17 protein-coding genes and 1 tRNA gene are annotated in these 23,952 nt (G+C 32.2%); 11 read left to right on the top strand and 7 right to left on the bottom strand.

What is annotated here, in order from left to right; genetic code table 11:
* Positions 1-55: 55 nt before the first annotated feature.
* Together WC223_02990 and WC223_02985 are read right to left on the bottom strand one after the other, a co-directional pair.
* Positions 56-922: a lysophospholipid acyltransferase family protein gene (locus WC223_02990; GenBank protein MFA6923196.1), complete on the bottom strand. Its 867-nt coding sequence runs from the start codon at positions 920-922 to the stop codon at positions 56-58.
* Between the two features lie 112 nt (positions 923-1,034).
* Entirely contained in the window at positions 1,035-1,796 is a 762-nt protein-coding gene (locus WC223_02985) for a TatD family hydrolase (GenBank protein ID MFA6923195.1), read from the bottom strand.
* 193 nt (positions 1,797-1,989) lie between these two features.
* Here WC223_02985 and WC223_02980 point away from each other — a divergent pair, with 193 nt between their 5' ends.
* From WC223_02980 to WC223_02935, 10 genes are all read left to right on the top strand, one after another.
* A complete protein-coding gene (locus tag WC223_02980) occupies positions 1,990-3,456 on the top strand; it encodes an aminotransferase class I/II-fold pyridoxal phosphate-dependent enzyme (protein MFA6923194.1) in 1,467 nt (488 codons plus the stop codon).
* Between the two features lie 129 nt (positions 3,457-3,585).
* Positions 3,586-4,956, top strand: coding sequence for a threonine synthase (gene thrC, locus WC223_02975; GenBank protein MFA6923193.1), 1,371 nt, complete (start codon positions 3,586-3,588; stop codon positions 4,954-4,956).
* A gap of 156 nt (positions 4,957-5,112) precedes the next feature.
* Entirely contained in the window at positions 5,113-6,321 is a 1,209-nt protein-coding gene (locus WC223_02970) for a cofactor-independent phosphoglycerate mutase (protein ID MFA6923192.1), read from the top strand.
* Between the two features lie 480 nt (positions 6,322-6,801).
* A complete protein-coding gene (locus WC223_02965) occupies positions 6,802-9,786 on the top strand; it encodes a T9SS type A sorting domain-containing protein (GenBank protein MFA6923191.1) in 2,985 nt (994 codons plus the stop codon).
* A 277-nt stretch (positions 9,787-10,063) separates the two neighbouring features.
* Positions 10,064-10,474 (top strand): DUF177 domain-containing protein, encoded by a 411-nt coding sequence (locus WC223_02960; GenBank protein MFA6923190.1) that lies wholly within the window; start codon positions 10,064-10,066, stop codon positions 10,472-10,474.
* 20 nt (positions 10,475-10,494) lie between these two features.
* On the top strand, positions 10,495-10,680 hold the full coding sequence (rpmF, locus tag WC223_02955; protein MFA6923189.1) for a 50S ribosomal protein L32: 186 nt from the start codon (positions 10,495-10,497) through the stop codon (positions 10,678-10,680).
* Between the two features lie 19 nt (positions 10,681-10,699).
* Positions 10,700-11,641 (top strand): phosphate acyltransferase PlsX, encoded by a 942-nt coding sequence (gene plsX, locus WC223_02950; protein MFA6923188.1) that lies wholly within the window; start codon positions 10,700-10,702, stop codon positions 11,639-11,641.
* A 17-nt stretch (positions 11,642-11,658) separates the two neighbouring features.
* A complete protein-coding gene (locus tag WC223_02945; GenBank protein ID MFA6923187.1) occupies positions 11,659-12,654 on the top strand; it encodes a beta-ketoacyl-ACP synthase III in 996 nt (331 codons plus the stop codon).
* A gap of 65 nt (positions 12,655-12,719) precedes the next feature.
* A tRNA-Gln gene (locus WC223_02940) sits at positions 12,720-12,792 on the top strand.
* 276 nt (positions 12,793-13,068) lie between these two features.
* Positions 13,069-14,211 carry a hypothetical protein gene (locus WC223_02935; protein ID MFA6923186.1) on the top strand — a complete coding sequence of 381 codons (1,143 nt, stop codon included), beginning with the start codon at positions 13,069-13,071 and terminating at the stop codon, positions 14,209-14,211.
* 17 nt (positions 14,212-14,228) lie between these two features.
* Here the strand turns inward: WC223_02935 and WC223_02930 are convergent, their stop codons facing one another.
* The 5 genes from WC223_02930 to ilvC all read right to left on the bottom strand — a co-directional run bounded on the left by WC223_02930 (position 14,229) and on the right by ilvC (position 21,832).
* On the bottom strand, positions 14,229-15,671 hold the full coding sequence (locus tag WC223_02930) for a hypothetical protein (GenBank protein ID MFA6923185.1): 1,443 nt from the start codon (positions 15,669-15,671) through the stop codon (positions 14,229-14,231).
* Between the two features lie 134 nt (positions 15,672-15,805).
* Positions 15,806-16,399, bottom strand: a complete 594-nt coding sequence (locus tag WC223_02925) for a CAP domain-containing protein (GenBank protein ID MFA6923184.1) — start codon at positions 16,397-16,399, stop codon at positions 15,806-15,808.
* A gap of 375 nt (positions 16,400-16,774) precedes the next feature.
* Complete coding sequence (locus WC223_02920; protein ID MFA6923183.1) at positions 16,775-17,269, bottom strand: ATP-binding protein; 495 nt, start codon at positions 17,267-17,269, stop codon at positions 16,775-16,777.
* A gap of 3 nt (positions 17,270-17,272) precedes the next feature.
* Entirely contained in the window at positions 17,273-20,650 is a 3,378-nt protein-coding gene (locus WC223_02915; protein MFA6923182.1) for a hypothetical protein, read from the bottom strand.
* Positions 20,651-20,791: 141 nt separating this feature from the next.
* Positions 20,792-21,832: a ketol-acid reductoisomerase gene (ilvC, locus tag WC223_02910; GenBank protein ID MFA6923181.1), complete on the bottom strand. Its 1,041-nt coding sequence runs from the start codon at positions 21,830-21,832 to the stop codon at positions 20,792-20,794.
* 251 nt (positions 21,833-22,083) lie between these two features.
* Between ilvC and WC223_02905 the strand changes: the two genes are divergently transcribed.
* Positions 22,084-23,940: a DNA topoisomerase IV subunit B gene (locus tag WC223_02905; protein MFA6923180.1), complete on the top strand. Its 1,857-nt coding sequence runs from the start codon at positions 22,084-22,086 to the stop codon at positions 23,938-23,940.
* Positions 23,941-23,952: the final 12 nt, after the last annotated feature.

Genomic DNA, 23,952 nt, shown 5'->3' with positions numbered 1-23,952 from the left:
TTATTTTTTATTTTAATATTAAATCTAAAATCATAAATCCTAATTCGTAAATCATTTATGCTTTCTTATGTTTCCATCTTTTGTGCGACCAAAGCCAGTTATCAGGATTTTTAATAATTATATTTTCTAAAAATCGCACATGCCATTCGGTAATTTCAAATTCTTTAAATTCATTCGGCTTGTCGGTAAACTTAGTAAATTCTATTTCATAATATCCTCGCTTCGAATGTTGAATATCCATGAAAATTACAGCGAAATCAAGCATTTTCGACATTTTTTCTATACCCAGATATACAGGTGTATCCTGATTAAGAAAGTTTGTCCAGTAAGTTATTTCGCCTTTGGCAGGAGTTTGGTCACCGGCAACATAATATAATGATAAATTATTTTTATTCCTTGCCATGAACTTTAAAGTTTGCTTGTAAGGAACGAGTTTAAGGTTAAACCTGTTTCTTAATTTATTCAGATAATTATTAAAAAAATCATTTGTCAGTGGTTTTATCAATCCGTAATGATTATAAGCAGATTTCAATGTAACTGCATGAGTAGTAAACTCCCAATTACCAAGATGTCCCATTGCAACAATTACACTTTTATTTTTTAAATAAAGTTCATCAAGCACTTCAATATTTTTTATTTTAACTCTTTTCAGAATTTGTTTTTCGGAAATATTTTTTACTTTAATTACTTCCAGAAACATATCGCATAAATTATGAAAATATTTTTTAGCGATTTTTTCAATCTCCTGCGAAGTTTTATCGGGAAAGGATTTCCTTAAATTTTCAAATACTACTTTTTTGCGATATCCAATAACATAATATAAAAGAAAGTAATAAAAATCCGATAAAATATATAGCAACCGAAAAGGAAGTATTGAAATAAACCATGCTTTTATTGAAAAAATAATATAAAATATTTTCATGAATTATATACTAATAGTTTGAAGTTACAAAGTTAAGAAATTAGCCACAGATTCGCAGATAAAAAAGAGAGTAGTTTTATTTTCTGTGAATCTGTGGCATTTTATTTTTTCTTCAAATTCTAAAAATCTTTCCAGCAGTTTTAGTGGTGTTTTCTGCAACTTCTTCAACCATAATATTTTTTATTTCTGCGATTTTTTCAGCTATTAAAGGAATGTATGCACTTTCATTTCGTTTTCCACGATGGGGAACAGGAGCGAGAAAAGGAGCATCGGTTTCGAGCAGGATATTTTCAATATTTATATTTTTTATTATTTCAGCAAGCCCGGAGTTTTTATAAGTAACCATGCCTGTTATTCCTATTTTAAATCCCATTGAAATTACTTCTTCGGCATGTTTTAAATTTCCCGAAAAGCAATGAAAAACTCCGGTAAGTCCTTTAAAGTTTTTCATGATTTCGATTATTTCGTCCATCGAATTTCGTGAGTGAATGATAATGGGAAGTTCATATTTTATTGCTAATTCAAGCTGAAACTCAAGAGCAATTTTTTGTTCTTTGATAAAAGTTTTATTCCAATAAAAATCCAGACCGATTTCACCGATAGCAAAATATTTTGTTTTTTTTAATTCCTCTTCAATAATGTTTAATTCTTCGATATAATTTTTTTTAACAGATGAAGGATGTATTCCTATTGCAGGAAAGCAATTGTTTGGAAAAGTACTGGCAATTTCATTCATTGCCGAAATCGAAATGCTGTCAAGATTCGGAAGAATAATTTTTTCAACTTTATTCTTTTTGGCATTTTCAACAGATTCCTTCCAATCGTTTTTAAATTCTTTTAAATACAAATGGCAATGAGTATCAATAAAAATCATTTCTTTTTATTTTAATCTGTGAATCTGTAAAAATTTTCAACTTCATACACAGATAACAATTAATCTAAAATTCAAAATTTCTTTTTATAAATGGTAAAAGTATAAAATATTTTTTTTGATTTCATTTATTTGTATTTCAAAAAAAGTATGTTAATTTGTGCAATTATTTATTATATTTAATAACGCTAACCAAATGAGCTCAGACGGAACACAATATTATATTGATGCAGCAAAGCGTTCAATGCAATGGCATAAAGAGTATTTGAATAAAATGAGGAAATGCAGATTTGATACAATTGCGGTTCATGGAATTTATTCGATGCAGGAAGCACTTGATTTTAACCAGGGTTCAATAATAGAGCCAATTTATATGTCAACTTCACAGGCATACCGTGATTCAGATGAAATGGAAGCAGCTTTGGCTTATAAAATACCTTCATGGTGTTATTCACGAATTGCTAATCCAAGTATGTATTATTTTGAAGGAGTTCTTTCGCTATTAGATGGTTACGGTTCAAATGAAGAAACATCGTGCGTGGCAACTTCATCGGGAATATCAGCCATTCAAAGTGTAACCGACCAGCTTTTGGTGATTGACCCGAAAAATCCTGAACAAAAAATGAATTTTGTTGCTACTTGCCAGATTTATGGAGGAACTTTTCAGCAATTTTCTGTGAGAAAAAATAAAGAAAGAAATATTGAATGGAGAAAAATTATTAATTCAAATGATATTGACGAATGGGAATCAAAAATTGATAAAAATACACGTTTTATTTATGGTGAAATGCCAAGCAATCCGTCGCAATCATTTTTTGACCTTGAAAAAGTTGTAGAATTGGCTCATAGTCATAATTTGCCTGTAATAATTGATTCTACAGTTGCAACTCCTGCATTGATGCGACCAATTGTTTATGGAGCCGATATTGTTATACAATCTGTCACAAAATCATTAACTTCGGGAGGATTCGGTATAAGTGGAGCTGTTATTTCAAAAAAGAATATTATTTCAAATATTGACAATGATGAAATGAAAGCGGATTTTTGTACTTACCTCAAACAACTGCCAAACAGGGATAATGGTCCTAATATTTCTCCGATGAATGCTGCATTAGCTTTAAACGATATAAGAACAATCCGTTCTAAAATGGATTTCCTCAGCGTGAATACAATGAAAATAGCTAAATACCTGCAAAAGCACAAACATATTGAACAGGTTCATTATTTGGGGTTAGATTCACATCCGCTTCATTCTATTGCTTCAAAATACATGTTTCTTGTGGACTCTGAATATGATGAAATTTATGGGAAGAAAGTTAATCGTTACGGTCATCTCATGTCATTCAGAGTCAAAGGTGATGCACAGGCAACAAGAAAAGTTTTTGATAATTTACAAAGAATTTGGAGAGCTACAGATTTAGGAAGAATAAAATCAGTAGCAACGATTCCCGCTATTTCCACGCACTTTCAGCAAGGAGAAGAAGGAAGAAAAATTGCAGACATTCCTGCTAATCTTATAAGATTATGTGTTGGAGCAGAACATCCCGATGATATAATTGCAGATTTGGAACAGGCATTGTCTGTTCTGGATGGCAAAAAAATTGCTGTTTCATCTCCCGAATTTTCTGCAGGCGGCGCTTCTTCGGCGAGATTGAGAAAATAGGTTTTTTATATAACAAGGGGTTGCAACCCCTTGTTTGTCTCAAAAGCGCAAAACCTAACAGGTCTCCAAGACCTGTTAGGTTTAATATCAATAAGTAATTTCATTGAAGATAATTAATTCAAATTTAAAATGGGAAAAGAAATTTTATATCATTCAACTAATTTAACAGCACCTCCTGTTACCTTCAAAGAAGCATTGCTTAAAGGACAAGCTCCTGACAAAGGACTTTACATGCCAAATATAATTCCCGTTATTTCCGAAAAAGAAATCATGAATTTTTCAGGAATGGAATATCACGAAATAGCTTATGAGGTAAGTAAAAGATTTATACTTGGTGATGTTCCTGAAAATATTCTGAAAGAAATTGTTCGTGATGCATATAATTATCCTGTCCCATTGGAAAATGTTTATGAAAATAAATGGCTAATGCGTCTTGACCAAGGTCCTACCGCTTCATTCAAAGATTTTGCTGCACGAATGATGGGACGTCTGATGCAATATTTTCTGGAATTAAATAATAAAAAATTATTAATTCTAACAGCTACTTCAGGTGATACAGGAAGTGCAATTGCAAATGCTTTTTATAAATTAAATAATATTCAGGTAGTGGTGTTATTTCCATTCAAAGAAGTTACCGGCAGGCAACGCAAACAAATGACAACTCTTGGAAATAATGTTCAGATTATTGCTGTTGACGGTAAGTTTGATGATTGCCAGACGTTGGTTAAACAAGCTTTTGCCGACAAAGAACTTGATTATTTGGATTTATCTTCAGCAAATTCAATCAATATCGGACGACTTATTCCACAGATTGTTTATTATTTTTATTCATTCGCAAAATTGCGTAAGGGAAAATCTGATGATGATGTTATTTTTAGTGTTCCTTCAGGTAATTTTGGCAACATGATGGGCGGTTTGCTCGCAAAAAAAATGGGACTTCCGGTTAAAAAATTTATTATTTCAACAAATGAAAATGATGAATTTCCCGCGTTTCTTAATGCCGGTATTTATAATAAAATAGAACCATCCAAAAATTGCATCTCAAGTGCAATGAATGTCGGACACCCGAGTAATCTCGCACGTGTTGTTTCACTTTATGGCGGAGAGATGGATGAAAAAGGGAAAATAAATAAAAATCCCGATATGAAAAAAATGCGTGAAGATATTTTTTCTGTAAGTATTACCGATAAAAAAACAAAAGAAATAATTAAATCGGAGTTTGACGAATATAAGCTTTTGCTTGAACCTCATGGTGCTGTTGGTTGGAGCGGATTACACGAATTTTTAAAACAACATAAAGAATATAATAATAAAGAGCAATTATGCATTTCCCTTGAAACGGCACATCCTGCAAAATTTCCGGAAACAATAAGAGAATTACTTGACATCGACCCAACTTTGCCCGAAAGCCTTAAAGGTATTGAAAGTAAAGAGGAATCTTATTTGCAGATGAAGAATGATTATGAAGAATTTAAAAAATTGCTTGTAAAAAAATATTGATATCTTATAAAATGTGCATAGGGCTTAGAGCACAGAGCGAGGAGTATTTTGAAATTAACTCATTGTTTTTTACTAATGACTTAATGACTATTGACTTTATAAATTTTAATATTTTTAATAACAAACCACAAACAATTTAAACTACAAACTTATTAAATGAAATATATAATAATATTAGGTGATGGAATGTCTGATAGACCAATAGAAAGGATTGGCGGAAAAACTCCTCTTATGGCAGCAAAGATACCTAATATTAATTCATTATGTGCCAAATCAAGAACAGGCAGATTAATTACAGTTCCCGATGATATGCAGCCCGGAAGCGAAGTTGCAAACCTTGCTGTTCTCGGATATGATGTTAAAGAAATTTATCAGGGAAGAGGTGTTCTCGAAGCTGCAAGTATTGGCATTAATGTAAAGCCCGAAGACCTTGTGATGCGATGCAATTTAATTTGCATAGAAAATGAAAAAATAAAAAATCATTCAGCAGGACATATATCTACTAAAGAAGCGGCAGAAATTATTAAAACATTAAATGAGCAATTAGCAACTGATGATATAAAATTTTATTCCGGCGTAAGCTATCGTCATATATTAATTTTAAAAAACGGATTGAATAAAATAAATTGTACACCTCCGCATGATGTTCCCGGGACTCCATACAGGGATGTACTTATAAAACCAACCGATAATAGCGGAAAAGATACTTCCGATTTATTAAATAATTTAATTTTTAAGTCACATGAAATTTTAAAAAATCATCCTGTAAATATTAAACGGCTCAAAAAAGGAAAAGACCCTGCAAATTCCATTTGGCTTTGGTCGCCCGGAAATAAGCCAAGAATGAAAACTTTAAAAGAAATGTATGGACTCACAGGTGCAGTGATTTCGGCAGTAGATTTAATTCAGGGAATTGGAGTTTATGCAGGAATGGAAGTGATAAAAGTAAAAGGCGCAACAGGATTATATGATACAAATTACGAAGGAAAAGCAAAAGCCACTATTGAAGCAATAAAAAAATATGATTTGGTATATCTTCATATCGAAGCATCAGATGAAGCAGGTCATGATGGAAATGTTGAATTAAAAATTAAAACACTTGAATATCTTGATAAACGCGTTGTTAAATATATTGTAGAAGAAACTAAAAAAATAAATGAAAAAATTTCAATTGCCATACTGCCCGACCATGCCACTCCCTGTGAAATAAAAACACATACTCATGATTCTGTTCCGTTTTTAATATATAACTCCGACAAATCTCCCGATAATGTGAAAGAATATAATGAAAACAGCACCGAAAACGGATATTATGGAATACTTAAAGGTGATGAGTTTATTAAAAAATTAATATGTGATAAATAAGCTGAGCTTTTTATTGAGTTTTTAATGTTTATTAGTTTTATACTATCAATTATTAAAGCAAATTTTACCGTTAACTTGATAAAACATATCTTTTACTGACTTATCTATACCGAAAACAGATTTATGCTTTTAAATATTTTGTTTACAAACTATTTTTACTAATTCATTTATGAAAACAAAATGTGATTTTTAATAAATTTTTATTTTTTTTTAAAAAAATTGTATCTTGCGAACCTAATTTCAGAAAATCAATAAAAAATCAAAATATAAATTACTAATATGAAATATCCATGCAATTAAAAAAAGTTGCACAAACCGTAAATGATTAAAAATTCAGTGCTGTTTTCAACGAAGAAAGGCATGGATATTCACGAGCAGGTTGAGAGGTGGGCTTTTGCGGGAGTGAGTAACTAAAAAAGTTTATTAACCAAAATAGCAAATTAACAGCAGAAATATTAATTACTTACAAAATTTAAACAGATGAAAAAGAAAATTTTATTACTAAGTTTTATTGCAACGTTTTTCTCAGCAATTGCTTTTGCTTCCGACCCAAGAAATACAAACGAGAAAAAGAAAAATCCTGAAGTAACTGATGAGCCCTCTCTCAATGTGAAAGCCTCTTTGGATTACATTAACCTTTTAAGGGCAAATCAGGTTACCGGTAATATCAGTGCTGTTGACGTAATAAATGCGCAAAATCAATTAATAAATTCACCTGTAAAATCATCACGAAGTTCACTCGGGTTGACATGGAAAGAAATGGGTCCTGATAATTTCAGCGGTAGAACCAAAGCTATTCTGGTTTCAAAAAATAATTCAAATGTACTCTTTGCCGGAAGCTGCGGAAGCGGATTATGGAAATCTGTTAACGGCGGTGTTACATGGTGGAAAGTAAATTATACCGGCTCAAGTTCACAATATAATAATTTTGAAAATCTTGTAATAACTTGTATTACACAAGCAGCAAATGGTGATATATATTTTGGCACAGGAGAAGGTTTTTCTTTGCCAACAAGTTCAGTTTACGACAGGATACTGGGTATTGTCGGACAAGGTGTTTGGAAATCAACTGATGGTGGAACTACCTTTACACAACTTGCTTCAACAGTACCGAGCGCAATTGACAGTGGAGCAGCATGGGCATACATAAATAAAATTGTGGCTGACCCGCGTGTAGGATATTCAGATAAGATATATGCAGCAACCAACAAGGGTTTGATGATGAGCACCGATGGCGGAAATAATTGGATAAATGCAAAAGATAATGCAGCAAATTATCTGAATGGTAATGCACCTGATGTGGAAGTTGGCTCTGACGGCAGTGTAGCTTGTGCAGTTGTAAAACCCGACACATGTTTTTTCTATATTTCTCCCAATGGTGATGATGGAAGTTTTGTATGTAAATCAGGTAGTGCAGCCGGAAAATTACCATTAAGCGGCGTTGGATTTATTGTGGGAAGATTGGAAATTGCAATTGCTCCAAGTAACTCGAACTATATTTATTGTTCTGCAATAAAAAAATCAAGCCAAACACTTTATGATGGGAAAATTTGTAATATTTATCAATCTACCGATAAAGGAGAAACATGGACAGTAATTGGTCCCGGAGGAAGTACACAATTTGACCCTTATGGAAGCAACGGCTGGTATGCTAACGCATTGGCAGTTCATCCTACAAATGCAAATAAAATTTTTGCCGGAGGATTAGATATGTGGAAATGGGAAACAGGCAATACATGGTTAAAAATATCATCATATAATGAATCTACTCTTCATCCTTATTATTTGCATGCGAGCCAACATACTTATGTATTTGATAAAAATAATCCCAACATAATTTATATCGGTGATGATGGCGGTATTTCAAAATCAACAGATGGAGGAGCTAATTTTAAAGTGATAAACATTGGTTACAAAACTGCAGCAACACTTGCTATTTCACAATCTTATGATGGACTTGTTGCCGCCGGAACACAAGCCAATGGTGCAATTTATCTTAATAAAAAAGGTAATACTCCTCTAAGCGCAAAGAATTTTTATTCCAGCATGACAGATTATAGCGATTGCGGCTATACAGCATTTTCTTTAATTCATAGAAATTTAATGATGGTTTCCACTGCTTATGGAAATATATACAGGTCGCCGGACAGAGGAGGACAGTTTACTTCTTTCAGTACAACGGGAAATAATGTTAATACATCGGGTTATATTACACCTTATATTTTATGGGAAAGCTTTAATAATCTTTATAGTAAAGATTCTGTGACTTTTATTAATAATAAAAAAAGTCAACATTCTGTGAGTGATAATGATTCAATTTATGTTACCGGTGATACTATATTTAATGTAAAAAGTAGAAATTTTGATTTTCCATTCAACCACATAGTATTAAGTTCTGAATCCCCGATTAATTATAAAGACACTATTAAGCTTCAGGACGTAGTGCAATCAAAAATGTTTATCGGAAGAAACGGTGATATATGGATGACAAAAGACCCACTCATGTTTGGAGGTTATCTGACAAGGTGGATAAAAATATTCAGTAAAATTTATGACTCTAACGACCCGGTTAAAACCACTTATACTGCAATAGCAATAACAAAAAATGGAAATACTTTATTTGCAGGAACCGCTAGAGGAAAACTATATAGAATTACTAATTTATTGCAATATGAAGATTCCTTGCACTGTTATTTTGGTTCAGACACTTTTTCTTTGGATACAGCAACAATTGCGAATTTCCCCAACAGAGTTATTACTTCAATATCAACAGACCCTAATGATACAAATAATGTAATAGTAACTTTAGGCAATTACGGTGACACTAATTATGTTTATTACTCAAATAATGCTTTAGATACAGTACCAAATGTAGTATTCACTTCAAAACAAGGAAATCTTCTGAAAGTTCCTGCATACAGTTCGCTTATTTTACAGTGGAATTCCGATAAGGCATTAGTAGGTACTGACTTCGGAGTTTTTTCTACTACAAATTTATTGGATTCCTCGCCTGTGTGGGAAGATGAAAATGGCGGTGAATTGAATTGTCATATTCCTGTTAACATGATTAGACAGCAAACAAGTGTGGGCGAAAGTCCATATTGGACAAACAATGCCGGAGTTATTTATATAAGTACACTCGGCAGAGGTGTGTTTGAAGCAAGAAATTATTTGAGCGTTGAAGATAGAAAAGGAAAATCTGCCACACAAAATTCTCTTGATGTTTATCCAAATCCCGCTTCAAGTTCTGCAACTATTACATACACTTTGCAAAATACATCAGATGTTAATATAAATGTTTATGACTTACAGGGAAGAGTTGTTAAATCAATAGTTTTGACAAGACAAACAAAAGGAAAACACAATACCGAAATTAATTGCAGCAGCTTGTCATCCGGAACTTATGTTTTGGAATATAGAACAACTGAAAAATCTTCAACTGCAAAATTAATCATTACAAGATAACAACAAATCAAATTAATAAATAAGTTAAAAAGACCTTGAAAAAAATGCAAGGTCTTTTTTAATTCCAGCAATATTTGTGAGATAGAACTATTATTTTTTTTAAGAGATTTACTTTTTATTTTTAAAATATAATTTATACATTTGCACGTTTTTTTAAGTTATCGCATTGAACTATTTTAAGCAATTTATATTGCATTATAAAAAGTTAACTATTGGGAAACACAATTATAGTTTTTGTATTGACAATAGGTTCTTTGAAAAAAATGAATATCCGGATGTGAAAAATGGTAAAGTGAAAGTAGATGTAGAACTTGAAAAAAAAGAAAAATTGTTATTGTTAAGATTTATTATCTCAGGAGAAGTTACGGTAATGTGCGACAGATGTCTGGATTATTATAATCAGCCCATTGAAGGACAGGAATCTCTTACATTAAAAATAGGAAATGAAAATACCGAAGAGAGTTTTGATACATCAACAATTTCAGAATCGCAAAATGAAATAGATATAAGTAATTACATATATGAATATATTTGTCTTTTAATACCTATAAAACGAGTTCACCCTGAAGCTAAAAATGGGAAAAGCTTATGCAATAAGGAAATGATAAATAGAATAAATGAATTATCAAATTATAATTCTACAGATTCAAGATGGGAAATTCTTAAAAAAATAAGTTTCAATAATTAAAAAAATAAAAATAATTTAATATGCCAAATCCAAAACGAAGACACTCTGCTCAAAGAAGAGATAAAAGAAGAACACATTATAAAGCCAAGGCGCCATCATTAACTGTTTGTTCAAATTGTGGAGCTGCAAAACAGCCTCATAAAATATGCGGCGAATGCGGTTATTATAGAGGAAAATTAGTGATTGAAAAAAATAATAGCAATTAATTTTTAAATCTATTTTAAAATGAAAATTGGTTTAGACATTATGGGTGGTGATTTTGCCCCAAGAGCAACAATTGGTGGTGCAATACAAGCTCATAAAGAACTGCCATCCGATACAATAGTACTTTTTGGAGATAAAATTATTATCGAAAAAGAATTGAAAGAACACAATGCAGATTCAAGCTATTTCGAAATAATTCATGCCCCGGATGTTATTCTTATGGGCGAATCTCCGACCAAAGCTCTTAATCAAAAACCGAATTCAAGTATTGCATTGGGTTTTCATTATCTTAAAAACAATAAAATTGATAGTTTCGCAAGTGCCGGAAACACAGGCGCTATGCTTGTTGGCTCAATGTATTCCATACAACAGATTGAAGGAATTTTAAGACCTTGCACAACTGCCATGCTTCCTAAAGAAAATGGCAGTGTTGGTATTTTATTAGATGTTGGAACCAATCCTGATGCTAAGCCGGAAGTTCTTTACCAGTTTGCCGTTTTAGGTTCAATATATGCCGAATATGTTTATAACATTAAGGAACCGAAAGTTGGACTTTTAAATATCGGAGAAGAAAAAGAAAAAGGAAACCTTCTGTGTCAGTCAACTTATAAGTTGATGAAAGAAACAAAAGATTTTAATTTTATTGGAAATATTGAAAGCAGGGATATCTTCAAAGATAAAGCTGATGTTATAGTTTGTGATGGTTTTACAGGTAATGTTATTTTAAAATTAGCTGAAGGATTTTACAGAATGATGCAAAAGCATAACTTAATTGATGATTATTTTAAAAGATTCAATTATGAAAACTATGGCGGAACTGCAATTCTTGGAGTAAATTCAACAGTTATCGTTGGTCACGGAATTTCTAATGAAACTGCTATTAAAAATATGCTCAAACTTTCCAAGGAAGTGTTTGAAGCAAAATTAGCAGCAAAAATTAAAAATGCATTTAATTATGTATAAAGTAAAATTAAACAAAAATGTCTAAAATTACAGCAGCAATTACAGGTATAAGTTCATTTCTTCCCGAGTACATTCTTACAAATCAGGAATTGGAAAAAATTGTAGATACAACTGACGAATGGATAATGTCACGAAGTGGAATTAAAGAAAGAAGAATTTTAAAAGGTGAAGGGAAAGGCACTTCTGATATGGGTGCAGGCGCAGTTAAATCGCTGCTCGAAAAAACAGGTGTTTCTCCGGATGAAATAGATTTGCTAATTTGTGCAACTGTTACACCCGATATGTTATTTCCTGCAACAGCCAATATTATTTCCGATAAAGTAGGAATTAAAAACGCATTTAGTTTTGATTTAAATGCTGCTTGTTCAGGATTTATTTATGCACTTATTACCGGTTCTAAATATATAGAAAGCGGTTTATATAAAAAAGTTATTATTGTTGGTGCTGATAAAATGTCATCAATTACCGATTATACCGACCGCCAGACATGTGTTCTTTTTGGTGATGCAGGTACAGCTGTTCTACTCGAACCTAATAATGAGGGCTATGGTATAATTGATTCTATTTTAAAATCAGATGGCTTCGGAAGAATACATTTACACATGAAAGCCGGTGGTTCCGTTAAACCACCTTCTCATGAAACTGTTGATGCAAGAGAACATTATATTTATCAGGAAGGACAACCAGTTTTTAAATTTGCCGTTAAAAACATGGCTGACGTTTCAGCTGAAATAATGGAAAAAAATAATCTGAAATCTGATGATGTTGCTTGGGTTGTACCGCATCAGGCAAATCTCAGAATTATTGATGCTACTGCAAACAGAATGGGAGTCAACAAAGATAAAGTAATGATTAACATTCAAAAGTATGGAAATACTACTAACGCTACTATTCCTTTGTGTTTGTGGGAATGGGAAAAAAAGCTGAAAAAAGGAGATAATATTATACTTTCGGCTTTTGGCGGTGGATTTACATGGGGCTCTATTTATTTAAAATGGGCATATAATAGTTAACAGTTAGTTGTTAATATTTCCAAATTTAAACTGAAAACTAAATTTTTTTTAACTGTAAACTTAATTGTCCGATGGTGTAACTGGCAACACGTCTGTCTCTGGATCAGAAGAGTTCAGGTTCGACCCCTGATCGGACAACAAGTTGAAAATAAAACCTTTGTAATTTAATTAATTACAAAGGTTATTTTTTTTAAGGGGGCGAGAAAGAGGGCAAATATTCTGTTTATAAACATAATTATTTTCAACCGTGAGCAAACTTATAGTTGCAAATAAAATACAGGGAACTATATTTTTATTTTTGAGGAGTAAAATATTTTTCAGTAATTTTGTTAAATTACTTTTTCTGTTTTGTGCACCGCTATAATTTTTAGGGTTTTGAAAACTTATAATATTAGAAGTAAGATATTATTAAAGATGATAAAAAATAACATAGTTAATAGGTTAAACCAGTTTCTTTATTATTCCTTTTTTACATTTATAATGCTAATTTCTTTTTCTCTTTCAGCTCAGAAAGAAGAAGGCAAAAAAGATAAAAATGGTAATAATCAAGGTTTATGGAAGTATTTCTATAGCAATGGAAATTTAAAAGCCAGTGGCAGCTATGATAATGGAAAAAAAACAGGAACATGGAAATATTGGTTTGAAGATGGTAATTTAAATACAATAGAGAATATTAAAGATGGCCTTCTTAATGGTGAAACAACATATTATTATGAAAACGGGCAAATAAAATCACAAGGAAATTATTTGGATGGCAAGCAGAATGGCCAATGGAAATACTATTATGAAAGCGGACAACTTAAAGCTGTTGAATTTCTTGTTACCGGACTTAGAAATGAAACAAACACATATTATCATCCCAACGGACAATTAAAATCGCAAGGTAATTATATAAAAGGGGAACCAAATGGAAAATGGACTTTTTATTATGATAACGGTCAACTTGAAGTTATTTCAAATTATGTAAATAACAAAAGAGAGGGGTTTGAAACTCATTATCACAAAAATGGGAAAATCAAAATACAAGGATTATTTAAAGAAGGCAAAAAAGAATCACTATGGAAATACTGGTATGACAACGGAATCTTAAGTGATTCTAAAAATTATATTGATGATAAATTAAATGGTAAATGGTATAACTATTCTATAGAAAACGAACTTGTATTTGAGAAAGAATATAAAGATGGTGAAAAGAACGGTGTTTGCAAGTACTATTCTGAAGGAAAATTGATATCAGAAAGTTCTTATGAAAAAAATAAACTTAACGGCAAAAGAATAATTTACAATAAAGAAGGCAAAATTAAAATATCACAAACATGGTTAAATGGTAATCTTGAAGGTGAGTATTACAGCATTTATCCCAATGGAATTTATAGTGAGAAAGGTTATTATTTTAATAATAAAAAAATAGGTTTCTGGCAAATATTTCATGTTAATGGAGAAAAGTTAGCCGAAGGATTTTACGAGAAAGGAGAAAGGAGTGGAACATGGAAGTATTACAATTTTTATGGTAAATTAGATGAAAATAAGAATTATTCGGCAAACAGCAGAAAGTAGCAATAAAAAGTTTGAGGTTATTTTTTTTTCTCATAAAACAAATTCTTCCAGTCATTATCAGGCGGTCCATCAGGTTTTCCCTGATACCATCCATTTATACTCCCTTTTACTAATATACGCATACTACCATATTGACGAGAATCTGCAGTAGAAAGTATTATTATAGTTTCGAGAGAATAACCTGTTTTGGAATTATCATCAGCATAAACATACACTAATTTTCCCTTAAACTCATTTGTATAATCCAGTTCCGGTTCAACTTCTGCCAATGTTCCATATATATTAATAAATTGAGACTTCCCTGAGTTTAACATTTTAATATTTATTGTTTTACTTTTATGAGTTATTTGTATTTCACTTTCAGAATTACCCCTATATGTATTAATTGAAGCATAAATACCTGTAAAGTCTGAAATTTTAGAAGTTTCGGGTTGATTTTCAGTTTTAACCGGTTCTACATTTATTGTTTCCGATGTTATGTCTTTATTGCGTTTTTCCAGTTCAGAACCCAATGCTGCACCGCAGTATAAATGGCTAACTTCAGTAATTCCCTGCAAGTCGGTTCCTTTAACTTGATAGCTTTCATTCAATTTTAACTCTTCCTCGTTGGTTCCGCCATATATTACAGACAACTGATTCATTGTAGTTCTAGCCAATGCTCCCATCCAATAATAATAATGACATCCGCCATTCCATTTTGCTTCCGCACCTGCACATGCTTTTGGATTATTTGCACCCATTGATTTTGCAGCATACTCAGTACCTTCACGCATTTCGAAAATACCTCCTTCGCCTTTGGCAAATAAATCGTTTGTCCAGTCATTAACATGTTCAGCCCTCATGGAAGAAGAATATCTGCCGTTTTTATTAAACATAAGCTCAGCAATAGATTTTCCTTCTGTTGATTCAACTCCTCTTATATCTTGAAGTATAGGATATACAGGATCTGTTTTGGGATGACCAAAGTCACCTTCAACATCATTGCTCCACTGAGTTGGCCTGGCAAGCAGACGAACCACATTATGTATTGTTAATAATGCTTCCTGAACATTAACTTTATTATTTTGTTCAACACAAGACTTCAAGCCCATTTTCAGCATTTCTTCCATGCTCAGGCTTTCTCCGGGCTTACGATTTACAATCCAGTTTTTAATATTATTATATAATTTAACTTCATTACCTGTTCTGTATGGTTCGCAATAACCATCTTCTTTTCCCAGATAATCGCCAAATTTATAATACCTGTATATTGTGTTATCGCTCCATAAATTTCGTTTTTTCCAGAAACTTTCAGCATCAAAAACAACAGAATATCCCGTGTTCTGCTCAAAATCTTTTAACGATTTAACTATATGCTCAGATTCACTTTCGCATTTCGACCGAGATACGCCATATATTCCATTTTCATTATATGCCTTTGATTGCATTCGTAAATTGAATAATGCATATTCAGAATCCATTTGAGAAAACAAATTAAAACAACAAAAAAATAAAATCGAATTTAATAATGAAATTTTAATAAATAATTTCTTCATGCTTATATAAATTTATAATGAACATAATATATATAGTAACTAATATTCATTAATTTTTATCAATGGAATTCAGCGACAGCGCATTTACCCCATTTTTTATGATATTGTATGCTTACTCCAACTTTAGTAAACATTTTATCCAAACAGATTTCCCTGTGTCCAAATTCCGGAACATCTAAATCAATCAGCCATTGCATTACAATATCCCTACCAGTTTCCATTCCATACGAGCAACACTCTGCAAAGTTTTTCCGGGGGCATTTCTTTCTTTCATGTCCTTCATAACCCGCATCTCCGGACTCTTTTGCAAAGCATTTAGCATTCTCATAACACTCATTACTAGGAAAAAGAGCTTTAACAGGTTTTCTTGTTTTTAGATTTGCTATTAATGCTTTCATGTATTTTGAATTTTCCTGAATATGACCGTATTTAGGAGGACTCTGATATTTTATTACTTCATTTTTTAAAAATTGTTGAGGATATAATCTTGCTAAATTTATATATAAAATAACATCCCTTTCAGCTTGTGTTAAATAATTGGCGTTTTTGGCAGTATTAGCCGCAGAAAGCTGTTCATTTGTCCATACTCGAACTTGAGCTTGTGTAACAAAACTTAAATTAAAAAAAAATAAAATGTAAAAGATTATTTTCATTTGATGCTTTCTTTAATTATTAACCGTCAACCGCTTATGCTTAAGCAATCAATGCTACTAAAGTACAAATAAATTTATTAATAAAATTATTTATTTTCCTGTGAGGATATTAGTAATTCAAAATAAAATAATGAATGCTTATTAACCAGTAATTCCACATATTATCTTCAGATCACTAACAAATCGGTTCGAACTAATGGCTCTACGGACAACCCACAGGTCTGATTGTTAAAATCAACAATCAGACCTTTTTCTTTTCACTCAAAAGCATTTATATTATTGCAAAGTAGAAAATCAAAGGGTTCTACGAACAACAAAATAAAAAAACCTTTGCACTAATTCCGCAAAGGTTTTTATTTAAGAATATTATTCTTGTTATTTCTTTTTCGCTCCAACTTTCTTTTCCTGCAAATGCTTTTGATATTGCTGTATGCGTTTTGTAGATAGGCTGTTGTTGATGTTTGTGATTTTAAAATTTATTTCAACAACTCTGCCGTTTTCGAGAAAGTTAACTTCATCGGAAAGTGATTTTATAAGATAAATACCTCTGCCGGCATTTTCGTTTTCATTATTGGGGTCGGTAGGGTCGGGAATGTTATTGAAATCAAAACCTTCGCCCTGGTCTTTTACTGTAAATGACAAACAACCGTTTTTTGCCTGAAAAGATATAAAGACATTTTTGTTTGCATCGGATTTATTGCCGTGAATTATAGCATTGCTGGCGGCTTCGGTAAGTGCGATAAGAATATTTCCATAATAATCGTTATTTACATTGAAATAGTCACAGAGTTCTTCTGCAAACTTTTCAACCAACGAAATATTATTTAACGAAGCGCTGAATTCTATATTATGCTTATCGGTGATTATCATTTTTTACTTTAGCCCAAAATTATTAAAATATTCGTTTACTTTATTCTTATAAAAAATATTAAATGTAGGTGGAACTGTTTTCAGCAACTCCGTTTCATTTATTTTTATATAATTATACTTAAATTTTTTAAAAAAGTTACTATAATTTTCATCTTTTGCTTCCCTCGATTCTCTTTTTTCTTCTTCACCCCTCTCTCTTTCAGCTTTTTCGGCATCCAAAAGACGTGTTAAAATTTCTTGTTGCCGCTTTAAAGTTTCGTTTGATAAAATTTTATTTACCAAATCTGTTTCTGTCTCATCCATTTGCTTTGCAATCTTTTCAATCTCGCCAGAATTGCCTTTAGGATTATCCTTTAACTCTTGACTTAATTTTTGCAATTCATTACGCAAAGCTTCTTGTTCAGCAGCTAATTTAGAAATTTTTTCGCTCATTCCGCTTTTTTGATTATTTTGTTTCGGGCTTTTTAAGTTCCCTTGTTTTTCAAGCTCTTCCTTAAGTTTTTGAATTTGTTTGTTTAATTCTTGCTGCATCTGCCGTACCGAACTTATACTCGACTTTTGCGAACCTGGTTTGCTGCACATCCCGCTCTTCTTACAATTGCCCTTGCATTTCTTTGATGAAGCTTTCATTTGTGCCTGTTTTAGCGATTCGTCCAATATTAATGCAAGATTATTAAGCGAAGTCATAACATACTGCTGACGACTGCTTGCCATTGAAGAATTACGGGCTTCAAGAAATCCAATTGCCTTGCCAATATTTATGTTTATGGAGCTTATTTCTCGATTTACTACAGATTGAAGTTGGACCTGACGCTTGCTTAATGCATACATCGAATCTTCTATCATTTGGGAATAATCTTTGAGCTTTTTCTGCTCTTGCATGATTTTTGGATATTGAGGGTCATTAATACTCGTTTTATTCAACTTGTTCATAAGAGCTTCCTGCGAAAATGACACCCTGAGAAGGTTTTCAAGAATTTCTCTCAGCGCTTCGGCATCTTCTGCATCATTTTGCTCCTCCATTTCTTTCTGCATCTGTTCAAGTTGCTCTGATAGCTCATTCATCTTATTGGAAGCATTTTTCTGCGATTGTGATGCCTTGCTGTTCTTTTTGTTTTCAAGTTGTTCTGTGCTGTTTTTAATTTCTTGTTGTATTTCATTTTGTTTGGCGTCGGTATTTTTCAAATTGTTTGGCTTTTCAAGTTGCTGATTTTTCTTTTCAAGCTCCTTCATGTCTTTTTTAAAATCTTCGAAATCTTTATTTATGTCTTTTTGTTTTTCTTCAAGTTGCTTGTTGTCCGGATTTTTTTTATCGGTTTCTTTTGAAAGATTTTCTTCCTTTTTTGCCATGTCCTTCAAGTTGTCTATATTCTGCTGGAGTTTTTGTTCGAATTCAAGTTGTTTGAAAATTTCAAGATTACGGTCAATTTCTTTTTCAAGGTCTTTTGTTGACAACTGCATTTTTTCAAGCATCTGCTGTATTTCGTTTTTATCAACCTTGTCAAGCAATTTCTGAATTTCTTCCATGAGCTTTTTCATTTCATCGGTCATCACATTTTTAAATAATTCTTCAAGTTGTTTTTGTTTTTCAAGAATTCTTTCATCGGTTTTGCCTGATTCGGATTGACGGATATTATTTTCTTTATTTTCTTTTTCAGCATTGTCAATACTTTTTTGAAGTTCATTTTGTCTGCTGATTATATCCTTAAGCTTATTTTTGTCGTTCCAGTCGAGGTTTTTTTTCTGCAATAAATCAAGGCGTAAATTTTCAATGTCTTTCTGAAGCTTTTTTGTTTGCGCGATATTGTTTTCCAAATCCTGTTTAAGCTTGTCATTATTTTTCGAAGCACTTTCATTTAATTCTTTTAGCGAAGGAACTTTATAAATAAGTTTTTCGGAACGGGCGGATTTACTGCCATTCACACCATCATTGTCCCAAACTTCAAAATAATATTCTACTTCATCACCGGGTGAAATATCAACTGTATTCAAATCCCAGTAATAGTAAAAGTCCTGCTGAGTAATGGAATTACTTATAATAATATTTTTTGAAATTATTTTTTTGGAAACATCGGTAGATAAAGAATCTTCGCGTTTTAAATACCTGTAATTAAAAGTGAGTTTACTGAAACCATAATCATCTTTTAAGTTTCCCTTGTAATAAAGACGTTTCAGCGACAGCGTATCTTTGAATTCGTCAACTTTTATAACAGGATAAGCATCGGAAATAACATTTATAAGATAAGTTATGGAATCACTATTGTTCACAAAATCATTTGTTGTTGAAATTTTATAATTCAGATTTTCCCTGATTTGACGCGTATAATCAAAGTGATTTTCATCCGAAGGTTTTATCGAAATTACGCTGTCTTTATATCCTATTCTCAGAATTTTCGTGTCTTTAGTCAGAAATTTCCATGTAACTTTTGTTCCTTCGGGAATAAGTAAATCACCTGTATTATTAAGTGTTTCGGATTTCTTGTTTAAATATTTCGGATAATCCAGAAAAATCTGAAAATTAAGCACAATGGGATTTGGCAATACTTTAAGTTCATATTCCCGTGATTCGTAACCGTCGGCAGTAAATCTGAATTTTATATTTTTCAACGGACTTTTAAAAGTGAAATGAAAAAGAACGGTGTTTTCTTTTTCAAGTTTGAATTGTGTTTTGCCGGTTTCGATGAAAATATTTTCGGGAATTTCGTTTCCCGTAAGTTTTACATCAAGCTCAAAGTCCTTTTGCTGAACTGTTTCAAGTTTATTATTTAAAACCTGAAATCTAAAAGGTGCTTCTTCTTCAAAATATTTATTGTGCGAAATAATTCGTGTTGTGCCTTTTTGAATAACCTTTGTAGATGAAAACAAAGTGAAGAAAATCACCAAAACAGGAATGAGTGCATATTTCAGATATTTTATGTTTTGTTTTAAATCTATTGCAAGCGTAAACGGAATGGGCTTTATTTCTTTTATTTTCTGGCGTATGCTTGCTTCGATAAGCTCCTTTTGTTTTTGAGAAATTTTTGAAATTTCATGAAGCTGAAGAATGTTTAGAAGTTTATCATGCACCTCTGCAAAATGGCTTCCGATAATTGCTGCCGCCTGATTGTGCGAAATGAATTTTCCTATTTTATTAAGATTTAATAATGGAATTACAGCAAGTTTTGTAATAATTACAGCATTTAAAATAATATAAGTGTAAAAAATAATTGTCCTTATTGTTGCTCCGAAATGTCCGAAATATTCGACAGTTGCGATAATTATTAAAAATAAAATTGCAGTAGAAAAAAAATAAATACTTCCACGAATAAGCTGATTTTTATAATACTTTCGTATGAACTCATCAAGTTTGTTTACTAATATATTGTAGTTACTTTCGGGCAAAGTAAAATAATTTTAAACATTGTAAAGATAAAAAAAATGAATAACAAAAAAAATTAAACATTCGTATACTGATGGGACAATTTTAACAATAAAACAATTCACAATTTTTTCTAACAACTACCAAAAGACAACTATAAAAATTTATGGACGTAATTTTCTCACTGCTGCACCTGCCTGCCAAAGTTCCGAATCGTGCATTTCTTTTAACTCTTTTGCAAGGTCATTCTGGTAAGTGGGGCTGCTAAGTTTATCAATAACAATTTGAGCTTCCTTACCTGTTTTCACACTTTCATAAAGCTTGTCAAACACAGGAAGAACAGCTTCGCGGAATTTATGCCGCCAGTCGAGTGCTCCTCTTTGTGCAGTGGCACTGCAATTGGCGTACATCCAGTCCATGCCGTTTTCATCAACAAGACGAATCAAGCTTTGTGTAAGCTCTTCAACCGATTCATTAAATGCTTCACTCGGAGTATGCCCGTTTTTTCTTAGTGTTTGATATTGTGCTTCAATGATGCCGGTAAGAGCTCCCATAAGCACGCCTCTTTCGCCTGTTAGGTCGCTATGAACTTCTCTCAGGAAAGTTGTAGGAAATAAATATTCCGAACCTATGGTTATCCCGAGGGCAATAGTTCGTTCTTCGGCTCTGCCCGTTGCATCCTGAAATACTGCATAACTCGAATTTATTCCTGTGCCTGCAAGAAAATTCCTGCGAACACTTGTTCCAGATCCTTTTGGTGCAATCATAATAACATCAATATCTGCCGGAGGAACGACACCTGTAAGTTCTTTGTATGTGATGGAAAAACCATGTGAAAAATAAAGTGCATCGCCTTTTTTAAGACACGATTTTAATTTAGTCCATAAAATTTTTTGAGCTGCATCGGAAACAAGATACATTACAATTGTTCCTTTAGTCGCAGCAACTTCAACTGAAAATAAAGTTTTATCGGGTACCCAGCCGTCGGCAATTGCTTTGTCCCAGTCCTTTTTAAATTCAGGTGCTTGCCCGATTATAACGTTCACGCCGTTGTCTTTCATGTTCAATGCCTGCGCAGGTCCCTGCACACCATAACCTATAACAGCCACAATTTCATTTTTAAGAATTTCTCTTGCTTTTTCTAAAGGATATTCTTCTCTGGTAACAATGTTTTCAATTGTTCCGCCAAAATTTATTTTTGCCATAATTTTAAAAGTTTAAGTTTTAAAAAAAGGATACAAAGTTATTTATTTTTATACTTTAAATTACCGAATCGTTTAATTGTTGATTTTTTTGGAGTTTCCTCAAAATTTAATAATTTCCTTAAATTAAACTTTTGAATTTTAATATTTATAATTTCTAACTCACGTTATTTTACATTGAATTTTTCTTAAAATTCAATAAATTTTTACTTTAATTTTAAATTTGGATTTAACTATCTTTGCAAAAAAAAGTCATGATTGTTGAAAAATATACAGAAGATAGTATAAAATCGCTTGACTGGAAAGAACACATACGGTTTCGTCCCGGAATGTATATCGGAAAGCTTGGAGACGGTTCTTCCCATGATGACGGTATTTATGTGCTCATTAAGGAAACCATTGATAATGCAATTGATGAGTTTATAATGGGTTACGGGAAAAAAATAGATATTTCAATTAAAGAAAATAAAGTAACCATAAGAGATTATGGCAGGGGTATTCCGCTTGGCAAGGTTATAGATTGCGTTTCATCAATAAATACAGGTGCCAAATACGACTCAAAAGTTTTTAAAAAAACAGTAGGATTGAATGGTGTTGGTTCAAAAGCTGTTAATGCTTTGTCGAGTTATTTCTGCGTGCAGGCAATACGGGATAAAAGAACCAAGATTGTGGAATTTCAGCAGGGAGATGTTATAAAAGAAGAAAAAGAACACAAATGTGATTTGGATGACGGAACAATAATTTCTTTTATTCCCGACGAAAATATATTCGGGAAATATCATTTTTTCAATGAATATATTGAAAACCTTATTTGGAATTATGTTTTTCTGAATAAGCAACTCACAATAAATTATAATGGTAATTCATTTATTTCAGAAAACGGATTAGCCGATTTGCTCGAAAGAAATATCAGCAGTTCTCTGATTTATCCGATTATTCATGTTGTTGAAAATGATTTTGAATTTGCAATGACTCATTTAACAAGTCAATATGGTGAAGAATATTATTCATTTGTAAACGGACAACATACAACGCAAGGTGGCACGCATCAGGCAGCTTTCAGAGAAGCTGTTGTAAAAACAACCCGCGAATTTTATAAAAAAGATTTTGACCCTTCGGATATAAGAACTTCAATAATTGCAGCAATAAGCGTTAAAGTTCATGAGCCGGTTTTTGAATCACAGACAAAAACAAAACTCGGTTCAACATTGATGGAGCCGAACGGCACTACTGTGAGAAATTATATCAATGATGTTGTAAAACGACAATTGGATAATTATCTTCATATTCATTCCGATGTTGCGGAAGCACTGCTGGGAAAAATTCTTCAATCGGAAAAAGAAAGAAAAGATATTGCAAGCATTAAAAAAATATCGCGTGAAACTGCACGTAAGGCAAATCTTCATAATAAAAAACTTCGTGATTGCCGCACTCATTACAATACAAATCACGATGACCGGCTCGATTCAACATTGTTTATCACCGAAGGAGATTCAGCAAGCGGTTCAATTACAAAAGCGCGCGATGTGAATGTTCAGGCAGTTTTCAGCTTAAAAGGGAAACCACTGAATTGTTTCGGAATGTCGAAAAAAATCGTTTACGAAAATGAAGAATTCAACCTTTTGCAAAGTGCATTGGATATTGAAGAAGACCTTGAAAATTTAAGATATAACAATATAATAATTGCCACTGATGCCGATGTTGACGGAATGCATATCCGCCTGCTGCTTATTACTTTTTTCATTCAGTTTTTTCCCGACCTTGTGAAAAACGGACACTTGTACATTTTGCAAACGCCACTGTTCAGAGTGAGAAATAAAAAAGAAACAATTTATTGTTATTCTGATGAAGAAAAAACAAATGCAATAAACAAACTTGGTGTAAAACCCGAAATTACTCGATTTAAAGGTCTCGGTGAAATTTCACCCGATGAGTTCAAGCAATTTATTGGAAAATCAATGCGTCTCGACCCTGTCATCATGCGGAAAGATGATTCCGTTGATGCGATTCTCAGTTATTACATGGGCAAAAATACTCCCGAAAGACAAAATTTTATTATCGAAAATCTGCGAATAGAAAAAGATGAAGTTTTAGAGGAAATTATAGGTTAGTTTATAATTGCC

This window comes from Bacteroidales bacterium, from assembly GCA_041671145.1.
Classification (GTDB): domain Bacteria; phylum Bacteroidota; class Bacteroidia; order Bacteroidales; family JAHJDW01; genus JAQUPB01.
This window is presented reverse-complemented; position numbering and strand designations above follow the sequence as displayed.